Here is a 13,867-nt window from a genome sequence, read left to right on the forward strand (position 1 = left end):
AATTAAGCAACCATTAACATATACTCCCGCTGATATGTTTTTTTTACTTTGTCTCCTTCTTACCCTATTCTCCTGTACTTCCGCGCCGGAGCCTCTGCCGCCGGACAATGCGGAAGCGGTAACAAACCGGGACAACCTGGGGGAAGAAGAGGCGGAGGAGGAATTCTTCACCTATGGGGAAATTCCCGATGGCGCCGAAGATCTGCCAATCCTGAACTTTACCGAAATATGGGGCTACCTGCTTGCAGGCCGGGAACAGGCGCTCAAGCTCAATTATCCCCTGTCGGATCTGGTTTATTTTGGGGCCGAAATTGATACCTACGGCAAGCTTACGGACGTTCCCAACCGGCGAAAGCTCGGCCGTTTTCCCGGGCGTATCCACCTGGTAGCAGCCTGTAACAGCCGGTCCCTGGCCCACTTCATCCTGGAACCGGAAAGTGCAGTCCGCCGGCAGTTGGTGGCGGATCTCCTGGAAGCTGCCGGACCCTACGACGGCCTGCAAATCGACTTTGAGCTCATCCCCGCCAGGGACGGGGCTAACTTTCTTTCCTTTTTACAGGAACTGCGGAATGGCCTGGGGAATAAGATGTTCACCATCGCCCTGCCCGCCCGGCGTAAAACCTTAAGCGACGACGTATTTGATTACCAGAAGATTAAACCCCTGGTGGACCGCATATTTGTGATGGCCTACGATGAACACTGGTCCACCAGCGAGCCCGGTTCCATTGCTTCCCTGGGCTGGTGCCGTTCCGTGGCGGAGTATGCCCTTAAAACGGTGGGGCCCGAAAAGTTGGTCATGGGGCTGCCCTTTTATGGCCGCACCTGGGGCAGCTTCAACCCCTTTAAGGCCTACTTCCACTCGGGCATCGAACGGATCCGGAGCGAAAATGCCATTACCGAAATCGTCCGGGAAAACGGCATCCCCACCTTTAGCTACGAAACCACGGTAAAGGTTACGGTCTATTACGAAGATATCTATTCCCTCAGCCTCCGGAGTAGCATGTACCGGGATATGGGGGTTAGATCCATAGGCTTTTGGTCCCTTGGACAGGAAGATCCGAGTATCTGGAATTTCCTCAAGATTACCGAAAAGGGCGCAGACTCTTAATTCATTTGTGTTTATATCATTATTGTTTATTCTCATCTGATTATGTTGTCTATAATCGAATTTTACTCTATAAATAAACAATATATTGAGACGAAATCAAAAGGAGTTATGAAATGAGGAAAGGAAATAGAAGGATTTTTAAGGTAATCTTGGCTGCCGTACTTTTTAGTATGATTTCGGCAACGGTTTTTGCCGGCGGTGGGAAGGATAAGGCCGCAACCCCGGCTCCGGCCCCGGTTCAACAGAACGAACCGGCGCAAGCTCCGGTTACCATCCTGGTGGCAGCGGCGGCTTCCCTGCGGAACTCCTTTGAACAACAGCTTATCCCGCAATTTCAGCAGAAGTACCCCTGGATCACCGTGGAAGGCACCTACGATAGTTCCGGTAAGCTCCAGACCCAGATTGAAGAGGGCCTTGGGGCGGATGTGTTCATGTCCGCCGCTCCCACCCAGATGAACAACCTGGTAAACAAGAGCCTGGTTTCCGCCAGTACCGTAAAGCCCCTGCTGGAAAATAAGGTGGTTCTGATTAAGCCGGTAGGAACAAGCACCCCGGTTACGGGTTTCCAGAACATTACCCTGGCAAAGACCATCGCCCTAGGAGATCCCGCCAGTGTACCCGCGGGCCAGTATGCCAAGGAAGCCTTTACGAACCTGGGAATTTGGGATACGGTGCAAGCCGCCAAACCCAGCCTGGGAACCAACGTTACCGAGGTCCTTAACTGGGTAGCCCAGGGCAGCGCCGATGTGGGGATAGTGTATGGTACCGATGCAATCTCCGTCAAAACCGTGGAGATCATCGCGGAAGCTCCGGTGGGCAGCCATCAGAAGGCCATCTATCCCGTGGGAATCGTGGCGGCCTCCGCTCATCCTAAGGAAGCCCAATTGCTTGTGGACTTCCTCGCCTCAGCGGAGGGCATTGCAATATTCAAGAACTTCGGTTTCTCTGAAAACAAATAAAAAAACCATGAGCATCTCCCCCATACTGATATCCATACGAACCGCCACGGCGGCGATTATGGTGACCTTTTTTCTGGGGCTCCTGGCGGCTAAACTGGTCGCCGGGATGCGCCGGAAGGAATGGAAAATGATCCTGGACGGTCTCCTTACTCTGCCCCTGGTCCTGCCCCCTACGGTGGCGGGATTTTTTCTGTTGTACATCTTTGGAGTACGGGGGCCGGTGGGGAAATTTTTCCTCGATTTTTTCAGTATTAAAATTGCCTTTTCCTGGGGGGCCACGGTCCTGGCGGCGGTGGCAATCTCCTTTCCCCTGATGTACCGTTCCGCCCGGGGCGCCCTGGAACAGGTGGACCAAAACCTTGTCTACGCGGGCCGGACACTGGGCTTTTCGGAATGGCAGATATTCTGGAAGATAAGCCTTCCCACCGCCATGCCCGGGGTTGCCTCCGGCGGTGTTCTGGCCTTTGCCCGAGGCCTGGGTGAATTCGGCGCCACCGCCATGATAGCCGGGAACATCGCCGGCAGGACCCGTACCCTGCCCCTGGCGATCTACTCCGCAGTTTCCTCCGGGGATATGGACATTGCCTATAACTACGTGCTTATCATTGTGATCTTTTCCTTTGCGGTGGTAGCCCTGATGAATTACCTTACCGCCCAAGAAAAGCGGGTTAAGTAATGAGCATTACGGTCTCCATCCGCAAACGGCTGTCCCGGCAGTTTCAGCTTGAGACGGAGTTTGAAAGCCACGATGGCTGCCTGGGCATACTGGGCGCCTCGGGCTGCGGAAAGAGCATAACCCTCAAGTGCATAGCCGGCATTGAGCGTCCCGACGAGGGCCGCATCTCCGTTAACGGGCGGGTGCTTTTTGACTCCGCCAAGGGGATCAACCTGAAACCCCAGGACCGGCGGGTGGGCTACCTTTTCCAGAACTACGCCCTCTTCCCCCGGATGACCGTATTGGGCAATATCATCACCGCCCTGCCGGGCCCGCGGAGTGAAAATATCGCCAAGGCCCGGGTCTGGCTGAACCGCTTCGGCCTTGAGGGTCTGGAGGATCGCTATCCCGCCCAGCTTTCCGGAGGGCAGCAGCAACGGTGCGCCCTGGCCCGTATGCTCATCCGGGAACCGGAGGTGATACTCCTGGACGAGCCCTTCTCCGCCCTGGACACCTTTCTCCGGGAACAGATGCAGCTCCAGCTCCTGGAACTGCTGGGGGTCAACAGGGATATCATCATGGTTACCCACAGCCGGGACGAGGTTTATAAGATCACCGATGAACTTCTGGTGATGGACAACGGCCGGTCCCTTGCCCAGGGGAATACCCGCCAGCTTTTCCGGAACCCCGGAACCCTACTGACCGCCCGTCTTACGGGGTGTAAAAACATTTCCCCCATTACCCGGATCGGGGAGCGGGAAGTGTACGCCAAAGACTGGGGCCTCACACTCCGCCTGCCCCAGGAAGCTTCGTTGGAAGCGCCGCGGCGGATCACCCACATCGGTATCCGGGCCCACGATTTTGTTCCGGTTTCAGGGGACGCCGATCCGAAAGGCCATAACCGGGTACGCATCAATGTTACCAAACGCTCCGAATCGCCATTCGAACATATCGTCCTCTTTACCAATGCCGATGTCCCGGAAGCGGAAATGCAACAGGAGCTTTGGTGGTTGTACAGTAAGTATGTTGATAGTATAATACCCGAATGGCTCTTTATTCCCCCGGAGGCGATTCTGCTCCTGGGTGAAGATACGCCATAGGAGGACCGGTATGAAAATCAGCGCACGGAATCAGATTAAGGGAAAAGTGGTAAGCATCAAGGAAGGATCGGTAAACGGGATCGTGGTCCTGGATATCGGAGGGGGGAATAGGATTTCTTCTACCATTTCTTTGGACGCTATCAAGGAGCTGGGGCTTAAGCTTGGGGACGAGGCTTATGCTATTGTCAAGGCTACCTCAGTGATGATCGGGATTGATCACTGAAACTGTTGGGGGTCTGAAACCTTTGTTCAAAAAACGCCGGTGGGGTGGGGAATCCCCATCGCGGGATGCTTGTAGAGTCCGCTTCCGCAGCCCCGCTGCGCGGGTCTACTACAGCGGGGAATTCCAAATATCCCGCGCTGTGGATCCCCCACCCCACCGGCGCCTATGCGCGGAGGATTTAACTCCATCTGTTTCACTTCACTATACGAAACGCAATATCCTACGCTGTGGCTTCTCCGCAACGCACGGTGTTACTTCAACTTATAAAATTATTGCCCTTCGTCAAGTTTACCTCGTACTAAATTTCTCAGTGGTCTAAATAGTCCTTTAGTTTCCGGCTCCGTTTTGGGTGCCGCAGACGGCGAAGGGCTTTAGCTTCAATCTGCCTGATTCGTTCACGGGTGATGTTGAAGTAGAGCCCTACCTCTTCCAGGGTGAGGGAATAGCCATCGTCCAGGCCGAAACGCATCTTGAGAACCTCCTGTTCACGGGGCGGTAGGGTTTTTAGCACATCCGCAACATCTTCCTGGAGTTGGGCGTAGGCGGTCTGGTTCGCCGGGTTTTCCACGTCCTTGTCTTCAATGAAATCCCCCAGTAGGGAATCATCTTCTTCTCCAATAGGGGTTTCCAGGCTGATCGGTTCCCGGGACACGTTTTTCACCGACTTTACCTTCAGGGCGTTCCAGCCCAGGCGCTCGGCGATTTCCTCATCCGTGGGTTCCCGGCCCAGCTCCTGCAAGAGGGACTTGGATTCCCGTGACACCTTGTTGATCTGCTCGATCATGTGGACCGGCACCCGGATGGTCCGCGCTTGATCCGAAAGGGACCGGGTGATGGCCTGCCGTATCCACCAGGTGGCGTAGGTGGAGAATTTGAAGCCCTTATGGTAGTCGAACTTTTCCACCGCCTTGATAAGGCCGATATTCCCCTCCTGTATGAGATCAAAAAAATGGAGCCCCCGATTATTGTACCGCTTGGCAATGGATACCACCAGCCGAAGATTTGCTGTGGTAAGCCGGTCCTTCGCTTTTTTCATCATCACCCGGCCCCGGTGTATCTCCTGAGCCTGGAGCTTGATATTTTCTATTGGTGCTTCAAATTCCGTTTCTATCTGCCGGATTTTTTTCTCCGTAACCTGAATATGCCGGATAAGTTCCTTTATCTCATCTGCGCTAAGACTTAGGTCGGATTCTAACCGTTCCCGCTCTTCCTTGATGGTCAGACCCCGGCCCAGGACACTCAGTTCTTTGAGGGAACTAAGGCGGAGCCGCTTTTCAATCCGCTCTTGTTCCTGGGTATACCGCTTTATTTTTTTTGCAGCCTGAACGAATTTTTCCGAAAAGGCCGCAATTTCGTCCGGGTGGATATCGGCGTCCTCAATCACCGTAAGGAGACGGACCCGCAGGCTGCGAAGCTCTTGATCCTCCGAAATATCTCCTCCCTGGCCGATGATCTTCTGCTTGATTTCAATATAATTTTTCAGATCTCCCCCGATGGCGCTAAGCGTTTCCTTGTAGTACTGGCTCAGCCGGCGGTATTCGGTGAAGTATTCGATGGCTTCCTTTTTGGCCAGCCCTAATTTCCGGGGATCATGCTTGGAAAAAACCCGGTGACGGATATGCCACAATTCCACAATGAGCATCCCCGACTGCTTGATAACCCCGGTGATGATTTTCTCCCCGCTTTCCATTTGTTTGGAAACCTCCACCTCCTGCTCTGCAGTAAGGAGATGTTCCCTCCCGATTTCCCGCAGGTACACCCGAATTGGGTCATCTGAAGATTCTTTCCCGCTGTACGTCAGCCTCTTTTTTTCAACCCCGTCTCTTTTCCGAAGTTCCGGCTCTGTATCCGCCGTATCATCATCAACGAGTTGTATCGAATGCGCGGCTAGCAGGACGAGAAGCTGTTCCATTCTATCCGGGTTTGTGATATACCCTTCCGGTAAAAAATCAGAAAGGTCGTCATAGGAAAGGGTTTCCTTTTTCTTGGCGTATTCAATTAATTTTACAACAGCAGGATCAAGAAGAACACTGCTCTGCAGGTCGATTGAGGATACAAGCGGCATATCCGGCAATGGCATATCCGGCGCTGCCGCTTTGGGCATGAGTGTTTCTGTCATTTATTTACTTCCTTACCCGGAACATCCAACGAAGTTTCCTGCGGCAACATGATAGTCCGCAGCTTCTTTTCTATGCCGGCGGCAAATTCGCCGTGCGCTTCCCGATAGACTCCGGTATTATCCCAACCCTGCCCGATTTTTTCTTCACCCACTGAAAACCACGCTCCTTTTTTGTCGATAATACCATAGATTGATACGAGGAAAGCTGCCTGAAAACCATCAATCAAGCCTTTCCGTTAGGGAATGCAGCAGACTGACTATGCCAGTATAGAGAAATTTGAAGTTTTTGTCAAAAGGGGGGGTAAATTTCCCCTTTTATTAATAATTTGTTCACATTTATTTAATAAATAGTTTACCCCCAGTTTATCCCCGGTTCACTTTTCTCCGTTAGTTTTATCGTATCAAAAGACTTTATGGAGGTCCAATATGGCAAAGAAAGCAAAGAAATTTATCGCGGTTGTGATGACCATATTTGTCGCGGCGGCGTTGGTGTTCATACCCTCACTGGTCGCACAGGACGGGAAGGCCGTAGGTGAGGCGGTATCGGCTGAAATACCGGTGTATTCGGTAAAGACAGGGGTGGTGGAAACACGCACCCTTGAGGCATATCTCGAAGTAAACGGCGATATCGTGAGCGAGGGCCAGGTGGCGGTTTTGTCCGAAACGGCGGGAAAACTCGTTACGGTAAAAGCGGCGTTAGGAACACGGGTCAGGCAGGGCGATCTTATCGCACAGGTTGACCCCTCAAGTGCAGGTTCCCGGTATATGGTAAGTTCCGTGTATGCGCCGATTTCCGGCATTGTTTGCGCAGTGCCCCTGGCGATAGGTTCTACCGTACAGGCAGGGAGTATCATCACCAGTATTGCACAGGCGGATGATTTGCAGATTGAGGCGCTCATCCCGGAACGCGAAGTGAGCCAGCTGCGCGTTGGGCTTACGGCAACCGTAACACTTCCTGCATTTCAGGGCGAAGTTTTTACCGCAAAAATAACTCAAGTTTCGCCGATACTCGATCCTGCTTCGCGTACAAAAAAGATTGTACTTCGTTTTGAAATAGGGGACAACCGCATCAACGCCGGTATGTTTGCCCATGTAAAACTCAATACCAGGACCTACCCGAATGTGGTAACGGTTCCCTCCGAATCGATTATTGAGAAGTCCGGTACAAAGTATGTGTATGGGTTTTACAACAGCAAGGTCGAACTAAAGGAAGTTGTTACCGGGGTTACCGTTGACTATAACACTGAAATCAAAAGCGGACTTGTGTCAGGGGATGCGGTTGTCATTCAGGGACAGCAGTTCCTTTCAAACGGCGCAGCAGTGCTGGTACGGAAATAGGGGAGTAGTCATGTCAATCGCCCAAAATGTAGTGCGCCGTCCGGTGCTGTCACTTATTGTGTTTTCGCTTGTCTCAATTGTCGCACTGTATCTGACGCCTAAATTAGCGGTTAGCATGTATCCCGATTTCAATCTGCCCTATCTCATCGTGTCCACCGCCTATCCGGGGGCGGATCCTGAAACGGTGGAAAAAACGGTGACAAAAACTTTGGAGTCCGCGGTGGTGAATGTCAGCGGCTTAAAGCAAATGAAAACCGTCTCCCAGGAACAGCTCAGTATCCTCATACTTGAATTTGACTTTGGCAGCAATGTGGATATAAAAATGAACCGTGTGCGGGAAAGCATCGATCTTGTCCGCAATGGCCTGCCTGGCAATACACAAATACCGGTGATAATGGCCTTTGATCCAGCAGCCGCTCCGGTGCTTCGTATTGCGCTGCACGGGGAAAAACATGATCAAAACGAGCTGCGAGCCCTGGCAAAGGACATACTTCAGAATCAGCTTGAACAGATCAACGGCGTTGCCCAGGCAACGGTTGAGGGCGGGCAGGACCCTATTGTACGGGCGGCATTGTCCCAAAACCGGCTGGAAGCCTACGGTATCACCATCAGTGAAATTGCCGGCGCCCTGGCCCAGCAAAACATGGAACTGGGCGCAGGTTCCATTGTGGACGGCGCAGGGGGGAACGCTACTGATTACGCCATCAGAACCTCGGGGGAATTCGCCTCCCTTTCCGATATTGCCGAAACGGTGGTAACCCAGGTAAACGGCGCGGACATCAGGCTTATGGACATTGGCGAAGTTGCTTTCAGCTTTGAGGACGAAAGTTCCAGTGTGTATATCAACGGTGAAAAGGGCGTCTATGTTTCGGTCATGAAACAAAGCGGCTCAAACTCCGTTGCGGTTGCCGATCTGGTGATGAAACGGCTGGAAAAAATAAAACCCTTTCTGCCCCCGGATGTCACCCTTGAAGTCATGGACGACAATACGGTACAGACTCGGGCCATGTTAAACGAATTAGTCAGTTCCGCCATAGCGGGAATCGTTCTTGCCATGGTGGTACTACTGCTTTTTTTACGGAACATCAACGGCACTATCATTGTGGGTCTCTCTATTCCCCTATCGGTGCTGATTACCCTGCTGGCCATGAGCCTTGCGGGCATTACCCTCAACATGATGACCCTGACCGGTCTTATTCTGGGGCTTGGCATGATTGTCGATTCTTCGATTGTGGTTCTTGAAAATATATACAAATTCCGTGAACGGGGAGAGAAGATCAAGATTGCAGCCGTGCTGGGGGGCGATGAAGTAATGTCATCGATTATCGCGTCAACCCTTACCACGATCTGTGTTTTTCTTCCGATATATCTTTTTAGAAAAGAGCTTGGTCCCATGGGAATTATGCTGGAAGGCCTGGCTTTTACCATCATCGTTTCGCTGATATCAAGCCTCCTGGTGGCGATTTTTTTGATACCCGTGCTGGCAAGTACCTATCTTCCGTTGAACTCACCTGCACAGAAGCCGGTAAAAAATGCGGCGCTTGCCTTTCTTGACCGTGGAATCGGCGGCGCCCTTGCGGGTGTTGCAAAACTATACCGCAGAGTACTACAGGCGGCGTTGAATCACAAAGCGGTAACAATAATTCTTGTGGTCGCCGCCTTTGCCGGTTCCGCCCTTGCGGCTGCCAAAATGAACCTGGCGCTTTGGCCCGATACGAACGCGGATTCGGTGGTCATGAATGTTGAAATGCCCCTGGGTACAAGCTACGAAAACACCCTGGCCATGATGCTGCAATTCGATGGGTATGCGCGATCAGAAATAAAGGGCGCGAAAAGTGTTACCGCTTCGGTGAGCAGCTCCGGTATGTCCTTTACCAGCCAGGGGAAGAACACCGGTATACTGAGCATCAAACTGGACCTGGATTACCTGAATGCCGATTCGGCTAAAGAAGTTATGCGGAAATTGACCCTCCATTGGCAGGATTTTCCCAACACGATCTTCACCTTTGCCTCCACCGACGAATTTAATGATGAGGCGGATATTGAAATTGTCCTGGAGGTGGAAGACGTGCGCGCCGGTTTTAAAGAAGCGCAGGAAATCGTTAAGATTATCAGCGATAACATACATGAAGTGAATGGCCTTGCGATTGACACTAACCCAGGGCTGCCCCAGGTTTCGGTCATTATAGACCGGCAGCGGGCCTATAACTTCGGCCTCTCGGTCGCTTCTGTTGCCTCCGAAATTGCCGCGTCCATGAATGGCGTTACCGCCACCACGCTCCGGTATGCCGGTGATGAATATAATGTGGTCCTTATGTTGCAGGATGAGGACCGCGGTAAAATACCCGATCTTGAACGGATTTTTGTCCGTTCACAGAATGGCGCACTAGTTCCTGTTTCCAATTTTGCCAGCCTTGAAAAAGGCACAGGCCCGGTGAGCATAAACCGCATAGACCAATCGCGGGTTATAACTATCACCGGCATGGTACAGGAGGGATACGAAATAGAGGATACTCAAAAAAAAATTAAAGAGCTCCTTGATCAGGGTGATTTCGGTTACCAATTTGGAGGTGAATTGGAAGAGCGCCAGGGAATATTCAAAACTTTTTTGTTGATACTCACCCTTGCGCTGCTTCTTGTCTTCGGCGTTATGGCTGCCCAGTATGAATCCTTCAAGGACCCGATCATCAATTTTTGTACAATTCCCCTGATCCTTATCGGCGTTACCGCCATTCATATTATTACCGGTCAGTCACTTTCCATGTTTACTATTATGGGTTTTGTGATGCTGGCAGGTATTGTGGTGAATAACGGTATCATTCTGGTTGACTATACCAACATTCTGGTACGGCGCGGCGCGCCGGTTATGGACGCCTGCCTTGAAGCCGGGGAGACCCGTCTTCGTCCGGTGCTCATGACCGCCCTTACTACTATTTTAGGGGTTGTACCTATGGCCTTTTTTCCCGGAGCTTCCGCGACCATGACCCAACCCATAGGCTTGGCGGTTATCGGCGGACTAACATCGGCAACATTTATTACCCTATTCTTTATTCCGGTGATGTATTCGATCATTAACCGGAAAAGAAAGGGTGAAAAGGAAGATATAGAATACTTAACGGGTGTTAAGTTACCATGATATGTATCAAAATGCAAAATATGCTATGCTTAAAAAGAAGGAACACATGATGACCATAAAAAAGCGAATGATTGTTACCAATATTCTTATGATTGCAGTCCCCGTGGTGCTGTGTTTGATTGCTGAATTCTTTGTACGTGCTATTGTGATTCGTGTGCTGGAAGCGTATGGGCTATCCTTCCCGGATAATGGGAGAGGCCCCCCGCCGGGTATTGAACATATGCCATTTATGTATCTCCTGTTCTTTGGGCAAGTGGCGCTCATCATGGGGATTTTCTTTGCAAGCAATATGTTTTTTACCCGCCAACTGGTCAAACAAATTATGGTGGATCATGAAAAATACGAAAACAACCGCCGGGAATTGATCGCCGGTATTTCCCATGATCTGCGGACACCGCTCACGTCGATTAAGGCGTATCTTGAAGGGATAGAAACCGGTTTGGCATCCACCCCGGAAAAAAGAAGCAAGTATTTTTCTATTATCAAGAACAAAACAAATGATCTGGAGCACATTATCAATCAATTATTTTTATTTTCAAAACTCGACATCGGTGAATACCCTATGAATATGCAGAAAGTCAATTTGGGGCATACTCTACCGGAAATGCTGGGTGAACTTGTGGATGAATATGAGCGGCGTGGGCTGGTAATAAAACAAGAGCAGAATGTCGATGATATATATGTCAATGCCGATTACATGCAGTTACGAAATGTTATCATTAACATTTTAGAAAATAGTGTAAAATATAAAACTTCTGAAAAAGCCGTGTTAGTTATCAACTGTTCCTCTCTTGGTAATATGGTTGAAATTAACTTAACCGATGACGGCCCCGGTGTTCCGCCTGATGCGTTGGATAAACTGTTTGATGTATTCTACCGTACTGACCCATCGCGTAGTAACGAAAAAAAGGGAAGCGGATTAGGGCTTGCTATTGCCGATAAAACGATACGGCGCATGGGCGGCAAGATTCATGCGGAATTGCCGGAAACCGGCGGCCTTTCTATTGTCATTCAGCTTCCAATCATTCAAGTTTAAGGATACTATAGAGCCATGAAAATACTCATTATTGAAGATGATAAGGCAATGGCCGATATTGAGCGTGATTTTCTCGAAATGAACGGCTTTGAAATTGAACATGAAACTGACGGCGCAAAAGGTATGGAGCGGGCGTTGAAAGGCGGCTTTAATCTTATCCTGCTTGACCTTATGCTGCCCGGTAAAGACGGTTTTGAAATATGCCGCCACATTCGTTCAAAAACTGATGTGCCTATTCTCATGGTTACGGCCCGCATTGAGGATGTTGATAAAATACGCGGGTTTGGTATTGGCGCAGATGATTATATTTCAAAACCCTTTTCACCCACAGAATTAGTGGCGCGGGTAAAAGCCCATATTGCCCAATATGAACGGCTAAAAAACATAGCCGTAAAAGACGGCGCCTCCTCCGGGGATGCGGAAATTGATTTAGGGTATCTAAAAATTAACCCTGCTACACGGCGTGTATATGCGTTTGATAGGGAGGTAGCGCTTACCAACAAGGAATATGAATTACTGTATTTTCTTGTTTCAAACACAGAAAAAGTTTTCAGCAAAGAGCAGTTATATGACCGGATTTGGGGAGAAGATATGTACGGCGACATTAAAACCGTTACGGTTCATATTAAACGTCTGCGGGAAAAAACAGAGAAAAACCCGATAAATCCTCTGCATATACAAACGGTATGGGGCACGGGCTACCGGTTCAGTGTGTAATTTGTTTTTATAAAACTCTCGAACTGCCCGGATGCAGGGCTACCAAGCATCGAATCAGTGTAAGGGCTGTTCCTACCGAGTATATCATAGGGGCTATGATAAGGTAAGAGGTTTATACATTCTTGAGAATCCGGGGCTATTTGACCGATTATGGGGTACAGAATCTAGGGAATATTCTGTAAGATATGCGGAATAGTTGATCCTCGATGGATCTGGGGATTCTATGCGCCGCCAGAGATGGCCTAATGCCAAATAACAGGAAAACCCCGATCTTTTCTTGCCATAACGCACCAGGTATAGTACATTAAGAATATGCAAGACATTACCGACAAAGAAGGAGAAACCCTGTATGAATATCATGCCGAGCCTTTGCCAGCTACCGATCTCTCCAAAAGCAGTGTCACAACCCAGCAAGGCTTTCGTATGGTGGTGACTGACCGCCTTTCAAAGGACTACATCTTGACCTGGGCAATTGCGGCACATAAAACACCAACTGAAATTATCGGCGAACTGGTTTGGGAAAAGTTCGCCGTTGCCGTGTAAGGCACCGGTGTGACCTGTTCCAAGGTGCCAGGCACTATTTTAGAACCAGCCGAACGAAAAAAATATCTCCTGGAATATGTCTTTAATGAATACAAGACTGAAATAGAAAGGAAATATTTGATTGAAAATAAGGCTATTGGGTACTATACGGTACTTGGTATTAGTTTTGCCGGTTTTGTTGCTTCCTTAATTTATATTGCCAGTGATTTTATTATAAAACCAACGGTTTTAGGTTTCTTAAATGCGGCGAGTGTTATAACCAGTATAATTTACATTTTTTTTATGACTTTTATCGTCTTCTTTCTGAAAAGGGCATTTAGGCCAAAAGATACGGAACACTATAAAATAAAGGAGTTCTGGGAAAAATTACAGGAAGCTGATGATATTCTTGTATATGATTCTATATATAAGAACTTAAAAAAATGTCTTAAATTTAATAGAAAGGAAAACAAAAAAATAGTTAAATATCTAAAACTAACTGATTTTTTTATGATCCATTTGATAATTTTCAATATTTTCTTGACTGCCGTGATTGTTTTTAGTATATTTCTTGAAAAGGGGATAATCCATGTCGAATACTAGCAAACCAAGTCAACCAATTAAGCCACCTGCACCACCAAAACCGCCAAAACCACCTACAATCACGCTAAAAACAACGAGAATAACCGATTCTGTTGATCCGACTAAAGTGAAAGGGATACAGAAAAATAAGAGTGAATAAAGTAATTCACGGTGTATACATTACCCGGCCTGAGTAAAGGGCTGGGTATTTTTTTGTTCCAATTTTTAGATTCTAAGACTGTGCCTTGATTTGAAGGCCGCCGTTGGCGGCGAAGGTTGCTATTATGGTCGTATCTCCCCTCGGTGCCGACCGTGATTTGGGCATTTTTAAGGATTGCAAAAGAGGCTTGGGCCATTTGGAATTTAATGATT

Annotated in this window: 14 protein-coding genes; 11 read left to right on the forward strand and 3 right to left on the reverse strand. The window is 49.3% G+C overall.

Translation table 11 applies throughout. The features are described from left to right. Positions 1-34: 34 nt before the first annotated feature. The 5 genes from TPRIMZ1_RS0114500 to TPRIMZ1_RS0114520 all read left to right on the forward strand — a co-directional run bounded on the left by TPRIMZ1_RS0114500 (position 35) and on the right by TPRIMZ1_RS0114520 (position 4,045). Positions 35-1,108, forward strand: coding sequence for a glycosyl hydrolase family 18 protein (locus TPRIMZ1_RS0114500; protein ID WP_026043733.1), 1,074 nt, complete (start codon positions 35-37; stop codon positions 1,106-1,108). A 113-nt stretch (positions 1,109-1,221) separates the two neighbouring features. Beyond that, positions 1,222-2,067 (forward strand): molybdate ABC transporter substrate-binding protein, encoded by an 846-nt coding sequence (gene modA / locus TPRIMZ1_RS0114505; protein ID WP_010261610.1) that lies wholly within the window; start codon positions 1,222-1,224, stop codon positions 2,065-2,067. Further along, positions 2,027-2,743: a molybdate ABC transporter permease subunit gene (modB, locus tag TPRIMZ1_RS0114510; protein ID WP_010261614.1), complete on the forward strand. Its 717-nt coding sequence runs from the start codon at positions 2,027-2,029 to the stop codon at positions 2,741-2,743. The genes modA and modB overlap by 41 nt, the downstream gene beginning before the upstream one ends. Continuing rightward, positions 2,743-3,822, forward strand: a complete 1,080-nt coding sequence (locus TPRIMZ1_RS0114515) for a sulfate/molybdate ABC transporter ATP-binding protein (RefSeq protein WP_010261618.1) — start codon at positions 2,743-2,745, stop codon at positions 3,820-3,822. Before modB ends, TPRIMZ1_RS0114515 begins: the two co-directional genes overlap by 1 nt. Positions 3,823-3,832: 10 nt before the next feature. Then, entirely contained in the window at positions 3,833-4,045 is a 213-nt protein-coding gene (locus TPRIMZ1_RS0114520; protein ID WP_010261620.1) for a TOBE domain-containing protein, read from the forward strand. 307 nt (positions 4,046-4,352) lie between these two features. Here the strand turns inward: TPRIMZ1_RS0114520 and rpoD are convergent, their stop codons facing one another. Further along, positions 4,353-6,164, reverse strand: a complete 1,812-nt coding sequence (gene rpoD, locus TPRIMZ1_RS0114525; protein ID WP_010261623.1) for an RNA polymerase sigma factor RpoD — start codon at positions 6,162-6,164, stop codon at positions 4,353-4,355. Beyond that, positions 6,161-6,391 carry a protein recA gene (locus TPRIMZ1_RS0114530; protein WP_010261626.1) on the reverse strand — a complete coding sequence of 77 codons (231 nt, stop codon included), beginning with the start codon at positions 6,389-6,391 and terminating at the stop codon, positions 6,161-6,163. Before TPRIMZ1_RS0114530 ends, rpoD begins: the two co-directional genes overlap by 4 nt. 199 nt (positions 6,392-6,590) lie before the next feature. On the opposite strand from TPRIMZ1_RS0114530, the gene TPRIMZ1_RS19185 reads away from it, so the two are divergent. The 6 genes from TPRIMZ1_RS19185 to TPRIMZ1_RS0114560 all read left to right on the forward strand — a co-directional run bounded on the left by TPRIMZ1_RS19185 (position 6,591) and on the right by TPRIMZ1_RS0114560 (position 13,516). Next, positions 6,591-7,502 carry an efflux RND transporter periplasmic adaptor subunit gene (locus TPRIMZ1_RS19185; protein ID WP_010261629.1) on the forward strand — a complete coding sequence of 304 codons (912 nt, stop codon included), beginning with the start codon at positions 6,591-6,593 and terminating at the stop codon, positions 7,500-7,502. A gap of 10 nt (positions 7,503-7,512) precedes the next feature. Beyond that, entirely contained in the window at positions 7,513-10,638 is a 3,126-nt protein-coding gene (locus tag TPRIMZ1_RS0114540; protein ID WP_010261633.1) for an efflux RND transporter permease subunit, read from the forward strand. A 46-nt stretch (positions 10,639-10,684) separates the two neighbouring features. Continuing rightward, on the forward strand, positions 10,685-11,674 hold the full coding sequence (locus tag TPRIMZ1_RS19190; protein ID WP_198429945.1) for a sensor histidine kinase: 990 nt from the start codon (positions 10,685-10,687) through the stop codon (positions 11,672-11,674). 15 nt (positions 11,675-11,689) lie between these two features. After that, positions 11,690-12,391, forward strand: coding sequence for a response regulator transcription factor (locus TPRIMZ1_RS0114550; RefSeq protein ID WP_010261638.1), 702 nt, complete (start codon positions 11,690-11,692; stop codon positions 12,389-12,391). A 312-nt stretch (positions 12,392-12,703) separates the two neighbouring features. Continuing rightward, positions 12,704-12,934, forward strand: coding sequence for a hypothetical protein (locus TPRIMZ1_RS0114555; RefSeq protein WP_010261641.1), 231 nt, complete (start codon positions 12,704-12,706; stop codon positions 12,932-12,934). A gap of 9 nt (positions 12,935-12,943) precedes the next feature. After that, positions 12,944-13,516, forward strand: coding sequence for a hypothetical protein (locus TPRIMZ1_RS0114560; RefSeq protein ID WP_010261643.1), 573 nt, complete (start codon positions 12,944-12,946; stop codon positions 13,514-13,516). Positions 13,517-13,617: 101 nt separating this feature from the next. On the opposite strand, the gene TPRIMZ1_RS20900 is transcribed toward TPRIMZ1_RS0114560, so the two are convergent. Continuing rightward, positions 13,618-13,867 (reverse strand): hypothetical protein (locus tag TPRIMZ1_RS20900; RefSeq protein WP_232616843.1); only part of this gene is annotated, 250 nt, incomplete at its 5' end.

The organism is Treponema primitia ZAS-1, assembly GCF_000297095.1.
Taxonomy (GTDB): Bacteria; Spirochaetota; Spirochaetia; order Treponematales; family Breznakiellaceae; genus Termitinema; species Termitinema primitia_A.